The 18,583-nt window shown below is 48.2% G+C and carries 18 protein-coding genes, 1 pseudogene and 1 riboswitch; of the genes and pseudogenes, 11 read left to right on the forward strand and 8 right to left on the reverse strand.

What is annotated here, in order from left to right; all coding sequences use genetic code 11:
- Nucleotides 1–258: 258 nt before the first annotated feature.
- Both KI350_RS22015 and KI350_RS22020 read right to left on the reverse strand, forming a co-directional pair.
- Nucleotides 259–567 (reverse strand): metal-sulfur cluster assembly factor, encoded by a 309-nt coding sequence (locus KI350_RS22015; protein ID WP_003180552.1) that lies wholly within the window; start codon nt 565–567, stop codon nt 259–261.
- Nucleotides 568–629: 62 nt separating this feature from the next.
- Nucleotides 630–1,397, reverse strand: a complete 768-nt coding sequence (locus KI350_RS22020) for a prolyl oligopeptidase family serine peptidase (protein WP_039072669.1) — start codon at nt 1,395–1,397, stop codon at nt 630–632.
- Nucleotides 1,398–1,519: 122 nt separating this feature from the next.
- Between KI350_RS22020 and KI350_RS22025 the strand changes: the two genes are divergently transcribed.
- From KI350_RS22025 to guaC, 4 genes are all read left to right on the forward strand, one after another.
- Entirely contained in the window at nt 1,520–2,332 is an 813-nt protein-coding gene (locus KI350_RS22025) for a Cof-type HAD-IIB family hydrolase (RefSeq protein ID WP_096747999.1), read from the forward strand.
- 98 nt (nt 2,333–2,430) lie between these two features.
- A complete protein-coding gene (locus tag KI350_RS22030) occupies nt 2,431–2,571 on the forward strand; it encodes a hypothetical protein (protein ID WP_003180548.1) in 141 nt (46 codons plus the stop codon).
- Nucleotide 2,572: 1 nt separating this feature from the next.
- A complete protein-coding gene (locus KI350_RS22035; RefSeq protein WP_020450915.1) occupies nt 2,573–2,761 on the forward strand; it encodes a DUF3813 domain-containing protein in 189 nt (62 codons plus the stop codon).
- 177 nt (nt 2,762–2,938) lie between these two features.
- On the forward strand, nt 2,939–3,919 hold the full coding sequence (gene guaC, locus KI350_RS22040; RefSeq protein ID WP_065643365.1) for a GMP reductase: 981 nt from the start codon (nt 2,939–2,941) through the stop codon (nt 3,917–3,919).
- A gap of 89 nt (nt 3,920–4,008) precedes the next feature.
- Here the strand turns inward: guaC and KI350_RS22045 are convergent, their stop codons facing one another.
- Entirely contained in the window at nt 4,009–4,461 is a 453-nt protein-coding gene (locus KI350_RS22045) for a BsuPI-related putative proteinase inhibitor (protein ID WP_020450913.1), read from the reverse strand.
- Between the two features lie 15 nt (nt 4,462–4,476).
- Nucleotides 4,477–5,319 (reverse strand): YitT family protein, encoded by an 843-nt coding sequence (locus KI350_RS22050; RefSeq protein ID WP_020450912.1) that lies wholly within the window; start codon nt 5,317–5,319, stop codon nt 4,477–4,479.
- A gap of 163 nt (nt 5,320–5,482) precedes the next feature.
- On the opposite strand from KI350_RS22050, the gene KI350_RS22055 reads away from it, so the two are divergent.
- Nucleotides 5,483–6,343 carry a DegV family protein gene (locus KI350_RS22055; protein ID WP_212930588.1) on the forward strand — a complete coding sequence of 287 codons (861 nt, stop codon included), beginning with the start codon at nt 5,483–5,485 and terminating at the stop codon, nt 6,341–6,343.
- 243 nt (nt 6,344–6,586) lie between these two features.
- Here KI350_RS22055 and KI350_RS22060 read toward each other — a convergent pair whose 3' ends face one another.
- The gene (locus tag KI350_RS22060; RefSeq protein ID WP_020450910.1) at nt 6,587–6,793 is read right to left on the reverse strand and encodes a spore germination protein; all 207 of its coding nucleotides are present in this window, start codon (nt 6,791–6,793) and stop codon (nt 6,587–6,589) included.
- A gap of 155 nt (nt 6,794–6,948) precedes the next feature.
- Here KI350_RS22060 and KI350_RS22065 point away from each other — a divergent pair, with 155 nt between their 5' ends.
- Nucleotides 6,949–7,071 carry a DUF3941 domain-containing protein gene (locus KI350_RS22065; RefSeq protein ID WP_023856637.1) on the forward strand — a complete coding sequence of 41 codons (123 nt, stop codon included), beginning with the start codon at nt 6,949–6,951 and terminating at the stop codon, nt 7,069–7,071.
- Between the two features lie 37 nt (nt 7,072–7,108).
- Here KI350_RS22065 and KI350_RS22070 read toward each other — a convergent pair.
- A pseudogene (locus KI350_RS22070) lies at nt 7,109–7,977 on the reverse strand (CvfB family protein).
- Nucleotides 7,978–8,117: 140 nt separating this feature from the next.
- On the opposite strand from KI350_RS22070, the gene KI350_RS22075 reads away from it, so the two are divergent.
- From KI350_RS22075 to metH, 3 genes are all read left to right on the forward strand, one after another.
- On the forward strand, nt 8,118–8,609 hold the full coding sequence (locus tag KI350_RS22075) for a YajQ family cyclic di-GMP-binding protein (RefSeq protein WP_003180528.1): 492 nt from the start codon (nt 8,118–8,120) through the stop codon (nt 8,607–8,609).
- Between the two features lie 77 nt (nt 8,610–8,686).
- Nucleotides 8,687–8,798: riboswitch (SAM riboswitch) on the forward strand.
- A 79-nt stretch (nt 8,799–8,877) separates the two neighbouring features.
- Complete coding sequence (locus KI350_RS22080; RefSeq protein WP_025811662.1) at nt 8,878–10,707, forward strand: bifunctional homocysteine S-methyltransferase/methylenetetrahydrofolate reductase; 1,830 nt, start codon at nt 8,878–8,880, stop codon at nt 10,705–10,707.
- Nucleotides 10,700–14,116, forward strand: coding sequence for a methionine synthase (metH, locus tag KI350_RS22085; protein WP_145608627.1), 3,417 nt, complete (start codon nt 10,700–10,702; stop codon nt 14,114–14,116). The genes KI350_RS22080 and metH overlap by 8 nt, the downstream gene beginning before the upstream one ends.
- Nucleotides 14,117–14,189: 73 nt before the next feature.
- On the opposite strand, the gene KI350_RS22090 is transcribed toward metH, so the two are convergent.
- Nucleotides 14,190–15,152 (reverse strand): helix-turn-helix transcriptional regulator, encoded by a 963-nt coding sequence (locus KI350_RS22090; RefSeq protein WP_025811664.1) that lies wholly within the window; start codon nt 15,150–15,152, stop codon nt 14,190–14,192.
- A gap of 112 nt (nt 15,153–15,264) precedes the next feature.
- Between KI350_RS22090 and KI350_RS22095 the strand changes: the two genes are divergently transcribed.
- Both KI350_RS22095 and KI350_RS22100 read left to right on the forward strand, forming a co-directional pair.
- The gene (locus KI350_RS22095; protein ID WP_025811665.1) at nt 15,265–16,098 is read left to right on the forward strand and encodes a dehydrogenase/reductase SDR family member 1; all 834 of its coding nucleotides are present in this window, start codon (nt 15,265–15,267) and stop codon (nt 16,096–16,098) included.
- A gap of 173 nt (nt 16,099–16,271) precedes the next feature.
- Nucleotides 16,272–16,712: a GNAT family N-acetyltransferase gene (locus KI350_RS22100; protein WP_020450903.1), complete on the forward strand. Its 441-nt coding sequence runs from the start codon at nt 16,272–16,274 to the stop codon at nt 16,710–16,712.
- A 41-nt stretch (nt 16,713–16,753) separates the two neighbouring features.
- Here KI350_RS22100 and KI350_RS22105 read toward each other — a convergent pair whose 3' ends face one another.
- Nucleotides 16,754–18,568, reverse strand: coding sequence for an IucA/IucC family protein (locus tag KI350_RS22105; protein WP_025811669.1), 1,815 nt, complete (start codon nt 18,566–18,568; stop codon nt 16,754–16,756).
- Nucleotides 18,569–18,583 lie beyond the last annotated feature (15 nt).

Consider the following 18,583-nt stretch of genomic DNA (forward strand, 5'->3'; position numbering starts at 1 on the left):
TTCGCGCTGATCTTTAGAGTGCTTAGACAACATGGAAAAACCTCCAAAAACTAGATTTCACTCACATTTTAACAAAAAAAGCTTGTCGATCAAGCCACTTTTTATGGCTTTGTCGACAAGCTGAAAGAACGCTTGTACAAGCGTTCTTTTTATAACGGGAGTAGCGATCTGCCTGGATACGCCCGCGTTATCTATTACGGCGGCTCCCTTTTCAAAACAGAAAGAGCCTGTCAACGGTTGAGCAGGCTCTGGAAACGTTTATTGGATGCCAAGTGCGATTTTCGCATATCGCGACATTTTGTCCCGTGTCCAAGGCGGATTCCAGACGATATGAACGTCAACTTCCTTGACTTCGGGAATATCTGCGAGCGCTTTTTTGACTTCATCCACAATGATCGGCGCCAGCGGACAGCCCATTGAAGTCAAAGTCATAGTCACGTCAGTTTTGCCGTTTTCATCCATATCCACGTCATATACAAGGCCGAGATTGACGATATCGACGCCCAGTTCAGGGTCAACGACCTGTTCAAGGGCGCCCATGATGTTCTCTTTTAATGCTTCATCCACTCTTCCTCACTCCTTTTTTCATCAGTATAACGCACTTCTTTCATTTTCTAAACCGACAGCACTTAAAGGTGCGCATCAAACCATTCGACTGTTTTCAAAAGGCCTTCCCTTGATACTTTATGCCCGGCCCGCTCATCTTCGATAAAATGCAGCAAATCAGGCCGAGTTTCATACAGCGGAATCGTCGATTCATAGAAGCGGCGCGCCAAAGCAAACGGAACGGTGCCATCCTGTTTGCCGTGCCAAAATAAAAGCGGCCTCATCTTCAATTTGTCCGGCTGCAGACTCAAGTCAAAACGCTTCAGTTTATCGCGCTGCTGTTCGATTTGTCCTTCTGTGAAAGGAAGTTCAATTTTCTTTTCACGCATAAAAGCGAGCTGTTGATCAAAAAATTCTACATAGGCGGGACTGCCCATTAAACTGACGGCAGTTGTAATCCATTCGTATTGTGTCAAAGCGCCGAGCGTGACAATACCGCCCATCGAAGTTCCGGCGGCGCCGATACGGCCCTGTTCAATCAGGTTTTCTTGTTCAAAGTGGTTTTTCAGCACTTCGAGCTCTTTGATTTCATTCGTGACGATCTCCCAAAACCTCGGGGCGAGCTCTTCCTGAGTGAGCTGTTCTTCCCTCTCCCCGTGATAAAGAGCCTCAGGCAGGACCACGCGCATTCCTTTTTCGGCAAGCAGATATGCGAAGTGAAGGTTATGCTCTTTTGCGCTTGTAAAACCATGTATGAAGAAAACAAGAGGAAGAGCTTTCTCTTTTTTCTCCTCTTTTACAATATGCAAAAGAGGAATGTTTGAAATATGTTGCTTCTCGATTATGATCACGACTGTTTCTTCCTCCTTTTAGGATGTCCATCATCATAAGTTTAACATGTAGACAATAAAGAAGGTAAAAAGATACACTATAGGTAAGTCAGAACTTTCAAATTCACAACAAAGGAGCATTTATGGAGACAAAACCATATTTAATTGCATTGGACTTAGACGGTACATTATTAAAAGACGACAAGACCATCTCGGAAAGCTCCAGCGACGTCATCCGCAAGCTGCGGGAAGATGGACATTACGTGTGCATTTCTACGGGAAGACCGTTCCGAGCAAGCTCCGTGTATTATGATCAGCTCCAGCTCGATACGCCGATCGTCAATTTCAACGGGGCGTTTGTCCATCATCCTAAAGATCAAAGCTGGGGACGCTTCCATACATCTCTTGATCTCGAGGTGGTCAAACAGATCATTGAAGTCAGCGAGACATACAACGTACATAATATCCTTGCTGAAATTGTCGATGATGTTTATTTTCATTATCATGACGAAAAACTGATTGATGTCTTTACGATGGGCAGCCCGAATATTACGGTCGGAGATTTAAGGGCAAACCTCGGCCAAGATGTGACAAGCGTACTGATCCACGCAAAAGAGGAGGATGTTCCGGCGATCCGCTCCTACCTGTCAGACGTTCACGCGGAGATGGTCGATCATCGAAGATGGGCGGCTCCGTGGCATGTGATCGAACTGATTAAAAGCGGCATCAATAAAGCGGTCGGCTTAGAGAAAATCACGGACTATTACGGGATACCGCCTGAGCGGGTCATTGCCTTCGGCGATGAAGACAACGACCTTGAAATGCTTGAGTTCGCGGGCTGCGGCGTGGCGATGGGCAACGGCATCGAAGGGGTAAAAAGCGTTGCAAACAAGGTTACAAAATCAAACGAAGAAGACGGAATCGCAGTCTTTTTGAAGGACTACTTCGCTTTATAATATTATAATTTGCCATTCATAAACGGCTTTTCAAAACGGCAATACTATGAGAAGACGGCCGCACCGGACCGTCACTCGTGTTAAGGGGGAATTTCAAGATGGGTAAACGCAGCAAATCAAAACGGTTTATTCAGCAAGGCAAGGATTCGCTTAAACAGCATGCCGCCAGGTTCCCTTACCGCTCCACATTAGAAGAGGCTGAACAAAAGAGCGGCCCGACGGAATGCGGAGGGCTGTAACATGAGAAACGAACTGTTTCAAATGGCCAAAGCAGCCGTTCATGAAGCTGAAGCTTCGACGGATTCAGGCGAAAAGGCGAAAGCCGTTGCAAGAGCCAAAAACGCCCTTTCCTCGGCATACGCCAATTCAACAGATGCCGAACGGCGCCAGCTTCACGATCTTCAGGAGCAGCTAGATCAACGATCATAACAACACGCCGGCTTTTTGACAGCCGGAGAGGAGTCTGTGCCATCGGCACGGCTCCTTTTTTATGTTTCAAATTTCAAAACATAAAAATTTGACATCGCAAGCAAAAGGAAGTACATTATAAAAGGCGAACATTTTATATAACAAATAAATAAATATTCGTTTTTGGGGGTTTTTATATTGGAAAACGTGTTTGATTATGAAGATATTCAACTAATTCCTGCAAAGTGCATCGTCAAGAGCCGCTCTGAATGTGATCCGTCCGTGCAGTTCGGCGGAAGAACATTTAAACTGCCTGTGGTGCCCGCCAATATGCAGACCATTATAGATGAAAAGCTGGCTGTTTCATTAGCGGAAAACGGTTACTTTTATGTGATGCACCGCTTTGAGCCGGAAACACGGATCGATTTTGTAAAAGACATGAAGGCGCGCGGTTTGTTTTCTTCAATCAGCGTCGGAGTCAAAGATGACGAATACGCGTTTATCGAAGAGCTGGTGAAAGAGAATCTCACGCCTGATTACATCACGATCGATATCGCTCACGGTCACTCGAACGCCGTCATCAATATGATTCAGCACATTAAAAAACATCTTCCGGACAGCTTCGTGATCGCAGGAAATGTCGGAACGCCCGAAGCTGTGAGAGAACTTGAAAACGCCGGCGCCGACGCTACAAAAGTCGGCATCGGTCCCGGAAAAGTCTGCATTACAAAAATTAAAACCGGTTTTGGAACGGGCGGCTGGCAGCTGGCTGCGCTGCGCTGGTGTGCAAAAGCGGCGAGCAAGCCGATTATTGCAGACGGCGGCATCCGCACTCACGGGGACATCGCCAAATCGGTCAGATTCGGAGCGACAATGGTCATGATCGGTTCGCTGTTTGCCGGACATGAAGAATCGCCGGGGGCAACGATCGAAAAAGACGGCAAGCTTTACAAAGAATATTTCGGTTCGGCTTCTGAGTACCAAAAAGGTGAAAAGAAAAATGTCGAAGGCAAAAAAATGTACGTGGAGCATAAAGGCGCGATCATGGATACGCTGACAGAAATGGAACAGGATCTGCAGTCATCCATTTCTTACGCGGGAGGAAACAAGCTCGATGCGATCCACAACGTAGACTACGTTATCGTTAAAAATTCTATTTTCAATGGGGATCAATATTAACGGTCACAGGGCGGTGTTCAGGCAGCCGCCTTCCCTTCTGCCTGACAGCATACAAAAAGGCATCCTTCCCGGGATGCCTTTTTTGACGGCTATTTCACTTCAAACGATTTGCCGGCCCTCAAAGTTGCAAACTGTTCCGATCTTCCCAAAAATGTCACGTTTACTTCATATGTGCCGGGTTCAGGCACCTCTTTCCATACATCAGTAAAATCGTAAGACTCTTTCGGTTTGAGCGTCATCGTCTGGAACGCCTGCGTAAACATTTTTCCTTTCGAATAGCGGTACCTTTCATTCCCTTCTTTGTCGCTGACGATCAGTTCAAATTTCTGTCCGCTGCTGAATTCAAACTCTGCCACATCATCCGTATGGTTGACAACCGACATCCGAAATTCGATTTCTCCCTGCTTCTGAACGGGTTCAACCGTTAATGTTACACTCCCGTTATTCACTTCCCCTGATACCTCCTTATCGGGGACTTGATCCCCGTTTTGCCCGCATCCACCGACAAACAGCAACATTACAATCATGGAAATCAGCCGCATTCATTCACCCTTTCATTAATCTTTGCGGAAAAACCCTAAAACCTGCGTTGTCTGCACGACGTTTGTGAAAGCATTTGGATCCACTTCATTAATGATTTTTTCCAAGTCGTATAATTCGTATCTTGTAATCACAATGATCATCATTTCTTTCTGTTCATTCGTAAAGGCGCCTTTCGCCGGAACGGTTGTAATGCCGCGGACCATCTTTCCGTAAATCGCTTCTTTGATCTCCTCCGCTTTCTTTGTGACAATCATAACGGTGAGCTTGGCGTGACGGGTGTGGATGGCATCGATCACCCTGGTTGTCACATATAGTGTAACGAGCGTATATAATGCTTTCTCCCACCCGTTCAATAATCCTGCTGTTAAAATGATCGCACCGTTTAAAATAAAGAAATAGGTGCCGACCGGTTTGTCTTTCCACTTCGCCAGGATCATCGCGATAATATCCAAACCGCCCGTTGAAGCCCCGTATTTAAGGGTCAGGCCGATTCCGACCGCGGCGATCACCCCGCCGAACACGGCGTTCAGCAAAATATCGTTTGACAGGCTCGCCTCAGGGAGCATTCCTAAAAAGACCGTCGTCAAGGCTACGCTCAAAATGCTGTAAACCGTAAATGAGCGCCCGACCTTCAGCCAGCCCAGAATCCCGACGGGAATGTTTAAAATAAACAATAGCGTCCCCGTTGAAAAGTAAATCGGGCTGTACTGGTCAAGCGCACTCGATAAAAGCTGCGCCACCCCCGTAAAGCCGCTGGCGTAAACATCGGCGGGAATCAGAAACAGATTCAATCCGATGGCATTTAACAAGGCGCCGATGATGACAATGAACAATTTTTTTGCTTCAGCTATGACCATATTTAGTTCCTCCGCTACTTTCGTATATATTTGGTTTACCCTTAAAACAATATTTTGAAAACGTCAATGTAAAAATATATGATATAGTTGACCTAAAAAACGAAATATACCGAAGGACAGTTTGGCGTCCTTTTCCACCATTTTTTAGAAAGAAGGGGTTCAAATGAACGTTCACCTTTTAGCAGACAGTGCGGCAGATTTGCCGAAATCTTTTTATGATGAACATCACATCTCATTTATTCCGTTAAAGGTGCTGCTTGATGAAAAAGAGTACGATGACCTTCTGACGATTCAGCCTCTGGACGTTTATGAAGCGATGCGCGAAGGCAAAGCGCCGAAAACGTCCCAGCCGTCCATGATGCGGTTCAAGAATGCATTCAGCGAGCTGGCCGGCGAAAACAAACCCGCTCTCTATATCGCCTTTTCTTCAGAGCTTTCCGGAACATACCAGACGGCTGTGATGGCAGCAAACGAAGTCAAGGAAGAGTTCCCTGATTTCGATCTGCGGATCATCGACTCAAAATGCGCTTCATTAGGCTATGGGCTCGCGGTTAAGCACGCCCTTAAACTCGCAACTAACGGCAATACAATACAAGAAATTGAATCGTCTGTAAAGGACTTTTGCGAACATCTTGAACATATTTTTACCGTAGATGACCTGACTTATTTGGCAAGAGGCGGAAGAATCAGCAAAGCATCGGCTTTTGTCGGCGGTTTGCTGAATATTAACCCGCTCCTGCATGTTGAAGACGGCAAGCTTGTCCCCTTGGAAAAAATCCGGGGCAAAAAAAAGCTGCTCAAACGGATGATCGAATTGATGAAAGAAAGAAGCGTCGATTTGAGCGGACAGACGGTCGGCATCAGCCACGGAGATGACGAAGAGACGGCCGAAGAGGTCAAACGGATGATCGAAGCCGAATTTCAGCCTGGGGAAATCGTCGTCAACATGGTCGGTTCAGCGGTCGGCGCCCATTCCGGCCCCGGAACATTGGCGGTCTTTTTTCCGGGGAAAGACAAAAGATAAGGTAAAACAGAGGCCTGCTTGATAAAAGCAGGCCTTAGATTGTTGACAAAATCCCAAAACGGCTCTTAGTTTTGGGATTTTGTCATCCTATCAGCGTGATTGAAAACCCTTGCAGTTTAGGAAGGCCGAGCATCGGAGCGGAGCGAATGTTGCAATTCGTGAGCACCGACGCGCAGGCCTGACAACGAATGCGAGGGTTTGTCGACACGCTGAGGCCTGCTTGATAAAAGCAGGCCTTCTTCGTCAGCTGTCTTCGGTGACTGTTCCTTCAGCGGCGGCCGGTGTAAGCGCTCCATCAAGAAAACCGGCAGCCGCTGTCGCGACATCAGGACCTCCAGACCCCTCGACCACTTTTTCCATTGTGATCGGACAAATTTTGAAAGCACCGCCAAAATTGACGACTCCTCCTGCCGAAACACTTTGAATGTAAACTGAGCAGCAATGTTTCATACCAAGTCTCCTTTTTTTGGGTCTTATGATATGTGTATGCTGGCGGTACAAGGAGGCATAAACTTCCCGGCAAAAAACATCGCGGTTGGGAGAGTACATAGTTTCGCCGGCAGTGTGCAAGCTAAAAGCGACATTTTGACAGGAGGTGCTTCCTCATGAAAGATGATGATAAAAAGCCAGTTGACAACAACGCCGTCAACCAGCAGAAAAACCGGCTCGCTGAAAAGAACAGACAAGCCGGTAAACACCAGGAATCAAAGAAGCCTGATCACTTGTAAAAAACCGGCGGCGTCCTCATCGGACGCCGCCTCATATTTATTTTTTCTCGTATGTCCAGCCCTCTTCCTGATAGATTTTATCCTGTTTCATCAGATGGCCGAGCGCCCTTTTAAATGCTGCTTTGCTCATGTTGAAGCGCTCTTTGATATCCTCAGGGTCGCTTTTATCCCAGAACGGCATCGCGCCGTTTCTCGTTCTCATATAAGTCAAAATTTGTTCTGCATCAACCGATAAGGCATCCTGCTTTCTTGGCAGAAGCGACAGATTAACAGAACCGTCTTCTTTTACTTTGATCACCCTTGCGGTCAGCTTTTCCCCAAGCCTCGGCTCTTCCTTTCGCTCAGAAGAATGGATAAAGCCTCTGATGCCGGTTTCGGAAATCATAAAAGAGCCTGATGCGATCAAGCGGTAGATCGTTCCGGTGAGCTCTTTATTCATCAGACCGGGTGAAGCTTCACTAAACAGCTCGCTGATCTTATCCTCCGGCGCCGGTTTGGCAAACATCCTTCCGTGCCCCGTGATTTTCAGCATACAGTACAGCCTGTCCCCTTTTTGCGGCCATACTGATTCATACGGCGGGAGATGCTCTGTCGCAACGAGGGCGTCCTTCGAGAGCCCGACATCGACGAAAACCCCCATGCCGCTGACGGCATCAACGACTTCCACCCAGCCGTACTGTTCAGCGCTGATCATCGGCTTTCTCATCGTAGCCGCCAAGCGATCTTCATGATCGACATATAAAAAGACATCGACCTCTTCTCTGTCTTCAATATCCTCCGTGATCTCGCTCTGATGCAGAAGGACCGCCGTTTCGCCGTCCGTCAAAAAGTAACCGTAATCGGCTTTATGATCTATTTTCAATGTTAGCTGCTGTCCTGGTTTCATACTGTTTCTTCCTTTCTTATCCGCCTGTTTTTCTTTTTCTTATTATTCCTCCAATGTTAAAATTATTGCCGGATCGCGGCCAGGCAAACCGCTCGATATTGGAAGTTTCACCTTATTCTACTATAATTGACTCATAAGTAAAATGGATGGAGGTTTTCACATGGCGAAAGAAAGCTCATTTGATATCGTCTCAAAGGTTGAACTGCCTGAAGTTCAAAACGCAATTCAGACCGCTCTCAAGGAAATCGGCACACGCTATGATTTCAAAGGGTCAAAAAGCAGCATCACACTCGAAGGAGACGAGCTCGTTCTCGTATCGGACGACGAATTTAAAATGAACCAGCTGAAAGACGTGCTTGTCGGCAAACTGATCAAGCGGAACGTCCCGACGAAAAACATCGAATACTCAAAGCTTGAGAACGCTTCAGGCGGCACGGTCAGACAGCGCGGAAAACTAGTTCAGGGCATCGACAAAGAAAACGCGAAAAAAATCAATAACCTGATAAAAAAATCGGGTCTGAAAGTTAAATCGCAAGTGCAGGATGATCAAGTCCGCGTAACCGGAAAAAATAAAGACGACCTTCAGCAAATCATCGCGATGGTGAGGGAAGCCGACCTGCCGATTGATGTCCAATTTATAAATTTTCGATAAATTCTTAATTTACTGTTGATTATTCTCCCGATTTTCGGTAAATTGAGTAAAAGTAATCAATAGAAACTAAATAGCTGTTCTTATCAAGAGAGGCAGAGGGACTGGCCCGATGAAGCCTCAGCAACCGGTGAATGAATATTCATGACCAAGGTGCTAAATCCAGCAAGCAGTCTGCTTGGAAGATAAGAAGACGGACAACTGTCGATGAAAAGTCTTCTGCTTCACAGAAGACTTTTTTGTTTATCAAAAATGCTTAAGGGGGAAAACGATGGGTTTTTTGGAGGATATAAAAAGCAAAACGTTAATCGCGGACGGCGCAATGGGCACACTTCTGTATTCCTACGGGATCGACAGGTGTTTTGAGGAACTGAACATCTCCAAGCCCGAAGAAGTGAGACGCGTCCACGAAGCGTATGTACAGGCCGGCGCCGATATCATTCAAACGAACACGTACGGCGCAAACTTCATCAAGCTGTCCAGATACGGGCTCGAAGACGAAACAAAACAAATCAACGAAAAAGCGGTCCGTCTCGCCCGCTCCGCCGCCGGTTCTGCTTATGTTCTCGGTACGCTCGGCGGAATCCGGACGTTCAACAAAAACTCGTATTCTCTCGAGGACATTAAAAGAAGCTTCCGCGAACAGCTCTATCTTCTGTTAAATGAGCAGCTGGACGGACTTCTGCTCGAAACCTATTATGATTTAGAAGAAGCGCGCGAAGTTTTAAAGATTGCCAGAAAGGAAACAGAGCTGCCAATCATTTTGAATGTCTCAATGCACGAAGAGGGCGTTCTTCAGGACGGAACCCCGCTTGCGGACGGCCTGAAGCAGCTGGCATCCCTCGGCGCAGACGTCGTTGGCATCAACTGCCGCCTCGGCCCTTATCATATGATCAGAGCGCTTGAAGAAGTCCCGCTTTTAGAAGACGCCTATCTTTCCGTCTATCCGAACAGCAGCCTCCCGTCCCTTGTCGAAGGCAGGCTTGTTTATGAGACAGATGATGAATATTTCAGGGAAAGCGCGGAGGAATTCCGCAATCAAGGCGCACGGATCATCGGCGGCTGCTGCGGAACCACGCCGAACCACATCAGGGCGATGGCTGAGGCGGTCAAAGGGCTTCCTCCAGTCACCGAAAAGCACGTGAAAATCAGAAAGAAAGCGGCGCTTGCTGTTCAAAACGAAAGGACAGAGCCCGTTCTCGACGATCTGGCCAAGCAAAAACGGTCCATTATCGTCGAACTCGATCCTCCAAAACAATTAAACTTTGAGAAATTTTTGCACGCCGCTAAAGAGCTTCAATCAGCCGGAATCGATGCACTGACATTGGCGGACAACTCGCTTGCCACACCGAGGATCAGCAATGTCGCCTGCGGCGCGCTCTTAAAACAGCGCCTCGATATGAGGTCGCTGATCCATATTACATGCAGAGACCGCAACCTGATCGGCCTGCAGTCCCATCTAATGGGGCTCGATACACTGGGGCTGTCAGACGTGCTGGCGATTACCGGCGATCCGTCGAAAATCGGCGACTTTCCGGGAGCGACTTCCGTCTATGACCTGACATCGTTCGATTTGATCAGCCTGATCAAACAGTTTAACGAAGGCTTGTCATATTCAGGTAAACCGCTCGGCAAGAAAACAAATTTCTCAGTGGCGGCCGCCTTCAATCCGAATGTCAGACACATTGACAAAGCGGTGAAACGGCTTGAGAAAAAAATCGCCTGCGGCGCAGACTATTTCATTTCCCAGCCTGTCTATTCAGAGGAGCAGCTCATCAAAATCCACGAAGAAACAAAGCATCTTGAAACACCGATCTATATCGGCGTCATGCCGCTGACCAGCAGCCGCAACGCGGAATTCATCCACAACGAAATCCCCGGCATCAAACTGTCCGATTCAATCCGCGAAAAGATGGCGCTGGCGGGAAATGACAAACAAAAACAGGCCGAGGAAGGGCTCGCGATCGCCCGCTCCCTGCTTGATGCGGCGTGCGACCTGTTCAACGGCATTTATCTGATCACACCGTTTTTGCGGTCTGATTTAACCGCCGAACTGACGGCATATATCCACCAGAAAGAAAAGGAGAAAACAAATGTTTAACATCAATGACCAGCTGAAGAAAAAAATCCTCGTCCTTGACGGTGCGATGGGAACGATGATCCAGAATGCCGGTTTGTCCGCCGCTGACTTCGGCGGCGAGGCCTATGAAGGGTGCAATGAATTTCTAAGCATCACGGCACCTCATATCATTCAGGGCATCCACGAAGCCTATCTGGCCGCTAAAGCCGATATCATCGAAACCAATACATTCGGAGCCACACGGCTCGTTCTGGACGAGTACGACCTCGGGCAGCGCGCCTATGAAGTCAACCTCGCTTCAGTCAAACTCGCCAAAGCCGCCGCCGAAAAGTTTTCCACACCTGAATGGCCAAGGTTTGTCGCCGGCGCGATGGGTCCGACGACAAAAACCCTTTCCGTCACCGGCGGCACGACCTTTGACGAGCTGATCGATAATTACGAGGAACAGGCAAGAGCGCTGATCACAGGGGGAGCCGACCTCTTGCTGCTCGAAACGAGCCAGGATATGCTGAACGTTAAAGCGGGCTTTATCGGCATCAGACAAGCCTTCGAAAAAACCAGCAAAACCCTTCCCCTCATGGTATCAGGCACGATCGAACCGATGGGCACGACACTGGCCGGCCAGGATATCGAATCGTTCTATATCTCACTCGAGCATATGAAGCCAGTCAGCGTCGGTTTAAATTGCGCGACGGGCCCGGAATTTATGACAGATCACATCAGAACCCTTTCTTCCCTTGCGAGGACGGCCGTCAGCTGCTATCCGAATGCCGGCCTCCCCGATGAGGAGGGACAATACCATGAATCACCGCAATCGCTCGCGAAAAAAATCAAGGCGTTTGCAGAAGAAGGCTGGCTGAACATTGTCGGCGGCTGCTGCGGAACGACGCCCGCCCATATTGAAGCGCTGGCCGATGAAGTAGCCTCGCTGCCGCCGCGGACGGTCCCTTCGGAAAAAAAGCCGCACACCGTCTCAGGGATCGACGGACTAATTTATGAAGAAACGATGCGTCCCCTTTTTGTCGGGGAGCGGACAAATGTCATCGGATCGAGAAAATTCAAGCGGCTGATCGCCGAACAGAAATTTGAGGAAGCATCCGAAATCGCGAGAGCCCAAGTGAAAAACGGCGCCCATGTCATCGACATCTGCCTTGCAGACCCGGACCGCGATGAAGCGGAAGATATGGAAGGCTTCTTAAAAGAAGCGATGAAAAAAGTAAAAGCCCCGTTTGTCATCGACTCGACGGACAAAACGGTGATTGAAAAGGCGCTGAAATACTCACAGGGAAAAGCGATCATCAATTCAATCAACCTTGAAGACGGCGAAGAACGGTTCGCTGACATCCTTCCGCTCGTCAAACAGTTCGGAGGGGCACTCGTCGTCGGCACGATCGATGAAGAGGGAATGGCGGTCACCGCGGAAAAGAAGCTGGCCGTCGCCGTCAGGTCGCATCAGCTGCTCACCGAAAAGTACGGAATACCGGCCAGCGATATCATCTTCGATCCGCTCGTCTTCCCTGTCGGAACAGGTGATGAACAATACATCGGCTCAGCTAAAGAAACGATCGAAGGCATCCGCCTCATCAAAGAGCGGCTCCCTGAATGTTTAACGATTCTCGGCGTCAGCAACGTCTCATTCGGTCTTCCGCCCGTCGGCCGGGAAATCTTAAATGCTGTATTCTTGTACCACGCAACACAGGCCGGGCTTGATTACGCGATCGTCAATACGGAAAAGCTTGAGCGGTTCGCTTCCATTCCTAAAGAAGAAGTCGAAATGGCTGAAAAACTTCTGTTTCACACTGATGACAAAACGCTCGCATCCTTCACTGACTTCTACCGCGGAAAGAAAAAAACGGACAAACAGCCGAAAACATCTCTTTCCCTGGAAGAGCGCTTGGCTGAGTACGTCATCGAGGGTACAAAAGAAGGCTTGATTCCCGATCTCGAACAAGCGTTGAAAAAATTTGCCGCCCCGCTCGACGTGATCAACGGTCCGCTTATGGATGGCATGGCGGAGGTCGGACGGCTGTTTAACAACAATGAGCTGATTGTCGCTGAAGTGCTGCAGTCGGCAGAAGTCATGAAAGCTGCCGTTTCCTTTCTCGAACAGTATATGGAAAAGAAAGACGACAGCGGCAAAGGAAAGATCGTTTTGGCAACCGTTAAAGGCGATGTCCATGATATCGGCAAAAACTTAGTCGACATCATTTTAAGCAACAACGGCTACAAGGTTGTCGATCTTGGGATTAAAGTGACACCGCAGGAATTAATTGAAGCGGTCCGCAAAGAGAATCCCGATATCATCGGTCTGTCCGGCCTGCTCGTCAAATCGGCGCAGCAAATGGTCGTTACAGCGCAGGACCTCGACAAAGCGGATATTTCCATCCCGATTATGGTCGGCGGAGCCGCTCTTTCAAGAAAGTTCACAAACATGAAAATTTCGCCTGAATATAAAGGGCCGGTTTTATACGCGAAGGACGCCATGGACGGCTTATCGCTCGCCAATCAGCTGCGGACGGACCCGTCGCAGTTTCTCGAGAAAAAAGAAGCTGCTGCACCCGCCGCCGTCGCAGAAAAAAAGCAGACGAAAGCCGTGATTGAAATGCTTGAAAAACGGGCGCACGTTCCGCAGGCGCCGGTCTTTCAGCCGGAAGACTTGAAGCGGCACTATTTGAAAAATATCGACCTTTCCTATATCGTGCCGTATGTCAATGAACAAATGCTGCTCGGCCATCACCTCGGCTTGAAAGGAAAAGTCAAAAAACTCCTGGCTGAACAGCATCCGAAAGCACTGGAGCTGAAAGAGCTGATTGACGAGTTGCTGAGAGACGGGAAAGAGCACGGCTGGTTCGACCCCGCGGTCGTATATCAATTTTTCCCCGCGTACAGCGACGGGGATTCGCTCCATATTTTAGACCCCGGGAACAAAGACAGCATCCTTGAAACGTTTGTTTTTCCTAGGCAGGAAAAGCTTCCGTACCGCTGTATTTCCGATTATGTCCGACCGAAAGGAGAGCTTGATTATGTCTCGTTCTTTGCCGTGACAGCGGGCAGACATGTAAGAGCAGCCGCAAACCGCTTTAAGGAGGAAGGCGACTACTTGAAAAGTCATGCGGTACAAGCGCTTGCTCTTGAACTGGCCGAAGGACTCGCCGAACGGACGCACCAAGTTATCCGCGACCGCTGGGGCTTCCCTGATGCACCAGACTTCACGATGGAACAGCGTTTTCAGGCGAAATACCAGGGACAGCGCTACTCCTTCGGATACCCGGCCTGTCCGAATCTCGAAGATCAGGAAAAACTCTTCAGACTCATCCAGCCCGAAGGAATCGGCGTTCATTTAACAGACGGCTTTATGATGGAGCCCGAAGCTTCCGTATCAGCGATCGTTGTCTCCCATCCGGAAGCCAGATATTTCAATGTTCATTAACCCGAAGACCCTGCTTGCCGTTTGCGGCCTGCAGGGTTCATTTTGTATGTTCGTAACATATGCCGCGAATACTTCAGGATTTATAATGAGCAACAATGGATTCAGCCATGTTGAGTATCTTCCCGTGCAGTTCTTTAGGTTCAATGATCCTTATGTGCTCTGCGAACCCGAGTATATACCTTTTCGCTTCTTCTTCCGTATCAAAAGATAATGTAACGGGTATCCACCCCTCCTGATCGACCTCATTTGTTTCGATGATCCGCACAAAATAATTGGTAAACGACAGCCTCGGCAAGATGTCCTGCGCCGCCTTCACCCGCACTTCATACGTCGGCAGCCTTTCGATAAATTCCTTTGTTGAAGACTGCCATACGTGAGCAATATCAAAGTTTTCGGGCCTTTCAAATGTTTCGCGGACAGGAGCGGCAGAATGAATCCGTGAAGCCCTGTAATTTCGAATCTCCCCATTTTCTTTAGATGCAATCAGATACCAGTTTGACCCTTTAGCTACCAGTCCAAGCGGTGCTACAATTCGATCAGCTGTTTGTCCATCTGCCCGCTGATAAACGATTTTTAATTTTTGATCTTTCCATATGGCATCTTTCAGCACTTCAAAGGATGCTGCTTTTTCTTTCTTATGGCGCCATGCACGGGTATCAATATATATTCGGTTCCACACGTCTTTTGCGTTTTGACGATATACCGAAGGCAGCGAGGCTATCAGTTTATTTCGGGCTTCTTCGGATATGCGGGTTAATCCGAGATCGTCCAGCAATTGTTCAGAAAGCGGGACAAATAATGCGCGTATTTCAGATTCTTTTAAACCGGTTAAAGTGGTTTGGTAATCATCAAGCAATGACCAGCCTCCGTTAATCCCGCGCTCGGCCACAACGGGAATTCCAGCTCCGCTTAACGCTTCCATATCTCTGTAAATCGTCCGCTCCGAGACTTCCAGCCTTTCCGCTAATTCTTTCGCCGTCATTTGTCCCTGCGCCTGAAGCATTAAAAGAATAGATATCAGTCGATCTCCTCTCATATGACCACCTTTTTTTATCAATGGATGAACTTATTTAATAAAATATGACAATGGTTGTCAAGATTCAGCTTTTATAATGAGCATATCTTTTATAATGAAAGGAATGGGATGAATGAAACCGCTGAAAGGAAAAATCGCTCTCGTAACAGGCGGAAGCAGAGGCGCCGGCCGCGCCATCGCTGTCGAACTTGGAAAAGCCGGTGCAACCGTGTATATGACAGGCCGCAGCATCAGGGGGGCTTCCACGAATCAATGGCCCGGTACAATTGATGACACCGTGTCACAAATTGAAGCTTCCGGCGGAAAGGGTATTGCTGTAAGATGTGATCATACGAACGATTCAGAAACAGAGGCTGTCATCGCTAAAATTCGCGAAGAACAAGGAAAACTGGATATCTTGATCAACAATGTATGGGGTGCGCACGATCTGGGTGTCGAGGCAAAGCCTTTTTGGGAATTGTCATTAAAAAATTGGGATACGATGTTCACCGCAGGGGTGCGCGCCCAGCTGGCGACGAACCACTTCGCCGTGCCGCTCCTTCGCGAAAATAAACAAGCTCTTATCATTCATACGACCTTTTGGGATGAGAACAAATACACCGGACAGTTTTATTACGATTTGGCCAAGAACGCCATCGTCCGGATGGCGTACGGTCTTTCATTGGAATTAAAACGGGACAACATTGCCGTTCTTGCCGTTTCGCCGGGATTTATGAGAACCGAACTTGTGCTGAAGTACCATGAATCAGATGAGGCGGATTGGCAGGAGTCAGAAGATTTAAGGAAAACCGAAACGCCTTATTATGTCGGACGCGGAATCACAGCATTGGCCAAAGATCCGGATGTGATGGAGAAAAGCGGACGTGCGTTAAGAGTTGGTGATTTAGCCAAAGAATATCAGTTTACAGATGTGGACGGACGGTATATTCCGCCATTTACGATATAGGGATTAGGGATCGCCTCTCGGGGGAAATGATTCTTTAAAGGCAGATCAGGTGAAGGTGTTTATCCTGCTTTGATCGTTTCCGCCAACGTTATATAATGGAATGACAGTCATGGTTTCAACAGCACGCGGAATTTCGTTCGCCCAATCTGAACTGCAACTGAAGGAGGAATCATATGATTGAAGTCAAACCTATAAACGCGGAAGATACGTATGAGATCAGGCACCGCATTCTCCGGCCGAATCAGCCGCTGGAAGCATGCAAGTATGAAACCGATTTGCTCGGGGGCACGTTTCACCTCGGCGGATATTATCGGGACAGGCTGATCAGCATCGCCTCCTTTCATCAAGCCGAACATTCAGAGCTTGAAGGCCAAAAACAGTATCAGCTGAGAGGGATGGCGACACTTGAAGGGTACCGCGAGCAAAAAGCGGGCAGTACGCTTATCCGCCATGCCGAAGAGCTTCTTCGGAAAAAAGGCGCAGACCTTTTATGGTGCAACGCCAGGACATCTGTGAGCGGGTACTATAAAAAGCTCGGCTTCAGCGAACAAGGCGGGGTCTACGATATACCGCCGATCGGACCTCATATTTTGATGTATAAGAAATTGACATAAAAAACCCCGCCGGAAGCGGGGCATTCTCTGCCGCATGAGCATTAAAGCTTTGCGGCCTCTTTTTTAAATTGCGCAAGCGCGTTTGTCACTTTTCCGAATTCGGAGGCATGCGGGCGGTCATCTCCGTCCTTATAGCCGTAGTCGACCATCCGGTTTCTGTTGAGGCAGAGCTTCGTCAATTCCGGCTTGAATAAGTCGAACAATTCGAAGCGCTCATGCAGTTCAGGGAATCTCTGCTGATATTCCAAAATCGCATCAGCCAAAGCTTTCCACAGGCGCTTTTCAGGAAGCAGACCGTCATTTTCCAAAATGTTGGCCACATAGCGCAAATGGCAAATGAAAAGCCCTGTAAAGATAAACTGCACAAGCCCTTCCGGCGGCTCGCTTCTGAGAATGACTTTTAAATCTTCTGTCAAACCGCTCAGTTCAGGCAGCGGCTGGTCGCTGATATTGACGTCATCTACAAAATCTTTAATCGCCAGCCTGTGCGGCTGATAATCTTTTAAGACGAGAATCGTATTTTGTCCGTGCGGCGAAAATACGGTTCCGTAGCGGTACATGAAATGCAGAAGCGGCGGCATCACGGTGTTAAACAGCTTTCCGATCCACTCCTCCGCTGACAGCTCCGACTTTTCGATCAGGCGCCTGATAAACGGCACGCCGCCTTGATCAATGTATGTTAAAGAAGCGAGCGTAACAGGCTGCTCTCCATCTTCCAAATACGTATAAATGCTTTCTCTGAAAATAGCGCCGAGCATTTCCAAATATTGATACGGGGCTTTTTCAAGAGCATGATAGTATTGGTGATCAACGTTCAGACTGGCATTTTCGCCCGGCAGGATCACCCTGCATTCATCTTTTAGAAATGCGTCGTTTTCGGCGATCCCTTTAATATGCTCAGTAATTCTCGGCGCGATCACCGTCCGCTCCGACGGCAGTCCTCTGTATACAAGCGTATTTAAAATGCTCATCGGCAGTTTAATATGATGCTTGTGTTTGTTTGTGATGTTTGTAAAGGTCCTGATCGACTGCTGCGGCAGGTACTCGTCTCCGCCTTCCCCTAAAGGAATGATCGCTTTTGAAGCAATTTCTTCCGGAAACTGCTGAATGATCGTATTTGTCCACTGCCATTTGTGGACGGGCAGATAATAATAGTCTTCACTGGCTGCGTCCTGCTTTTCTATCACTTTAGCGAACTGCCTTAAAGTCAGCTCATCAAGCTCTTTATGAATCAGCGTTTCATAATCGAGTCCTTCAACTGAGTGGAATGACGCGGTCTCTTTGTGTACAGCGATCCACAGCAGCCGTTCGGCTCTCTGATTTTCCGGTGCAAACCGGAGGTAGTCATCATAGCCAAAACCGATTCTTCCTTTGTTGTAGACGATCCACGGATGGCCTGTCATCTCGCCTTCAATGACGGCATAATCGGCTTCGGTCAGCTCGTCAGCCGTAAGCGCATCCTTTGCCAAAAGATGAGCATCCGCCAGCATCGTATGGTTGAACTCTTTGATCAAATGCCCCGCTGTTTCCGGACTCATCGGGATATGCGGCTGGATATCGAGGAGAAATTCAATCGCGCTCACTTGTTTTGTCCATTGTCCGCTCTTGAAGACTTCAATCGTCTCCGGCATCGCGTCAAAACTGTCAAACATGCGGGGTTTGGCGGCAAACCGGTACACCTTATCCTCCGCCGTTCTCAGCTCATACCGGTTGATGCCGTCTTCAGTTTCAATGAAATCGGGCTTGATGATATCCTCATACATATACTCAGAAAGCATCTTCGCCAGTAATCGCCGATTGACTTCTGTCCACCTGTCCGGATTGAGGACCCTCTTTAATTCATCTTGAAACAACATGAAAATGCCTCCTTT

It is taken from the genome of Bacillus sp. J41TS8 (genome assembly GCF_018333035.1).
GTDB classification, from domain to species: domain Bacteria; phylum Bacillota; class Bacilli; order Bacillales; family Bacillaceae; genus Bacillus; species Bacillus paralicheniformis.

Excerpts from the sequence above, each read along its gene's own strand:
- KI350_RS22080 (WP_025811662.1), top strand. The coding sequence starts at position 8,878 with ATGGGTTTTTTGGAGGATATAAAAAGCAAAACGTTAATCGCGGACGGC.
- KI350_RS22095 (WP_025811665.1), top strand. The coding sequence starts at position 15,265 with ATGAAACCGCTGAAAGGAAAAATCGCTCTCGTAACAGGCGGAAGCAGA.
- metH (WP_145608627.1), top strand. The coding sequence starts at position 10,700 with ATGTTTAACATCAATGACCAGCTGAAGAAAAAAATCCTCGTCCTTGAC.
- KI350_RS22065 (WP_023856637.1), top strand. The coding sequence starts at position 6,949 with ATGAAAGATGATGATAAAAAGCCAGTTGACAACAACGCCGTCAACCAG.
- KI350_RS22060 (WP_020450910.1), bottom strand. The coding sequence starts at position 6,793 with ATGAAACATTGCTGCTCAGTTTACATTCAAAGTGTTTCGGCAGGAGGA.
- KI350_RS22100 (WP_020450903.1), top strand. The coding sequence starts at position 16,272 with ATGATTGAAGTCAAACCTATAAACGCGGAAGATACGTATGAGATCAGG.
- KI350_RS22105 (WP_025811669.1), bottom strand. The coding sequence starts at position 18,568 with ATGTTGTTTCAAGATGAATTAAAGAGGGTCCTCAATCCGGACAGGTGG.
- KI350_RS22090 (WP_025811664.1), bottom strand. The coding sequence starts at position 15,152 with ATGAGAGGAGATCGACTGATATCTATTCTTTTAATGCTTCAGGCGCAG.
- KI350_RS22075 (WP_003180528.1), top strand. The coding sequence starts at position 8,118 with ATGGCGAAAGAAAGCTCATTTGATATCGTCTCAAAGGTTGAACTGCCT.
- KI350_RS22055 (WP_212930588.1), top strand. The coding sequence starts at position 5,483 with ATGAACGTTCACCTTTTAGCAGACAGTGCGGCAGATTTGCCGAAATCT.
- KI350_RS22030 (WP_003180548.1), top strand. The coding sequence starts at position 2,431 with ATGGGTAAACGCAGCAAATCAAAACGGTTTATTCAGCAAGGCAAGGAT.
- KI350_RS22025 (WP_096747999.1), top strand. The coding sequence starts at position 1,520 with ATGGAGACAAAACCATATTTAATTGCATTGGACTTAGACGGTACATTA.
- KI350_RS22045 (WP_020450913.1), bottom strand. The coding sequence starts at position 4,461 with ATGCGGCTGATTTCCATGATTGTAATGTTGCTGTTTGTCGGTGGATGC.
- KI350_RS22050 (WP_020450912.1), bottom strand. The coding sequence starts at position 5,319 with ATGGTCATAGCTGAAGCAAAAAAATTGTTCATTGTCATCATCGGCGCC.
- KI350_RS22035 (WP_020450915.1), top strand. The coding sequence starts at position 2,573 with ATGAGAAACGAACTGTTTCAAATGGCCAAAGCAGCCGTTCATGAAGCT.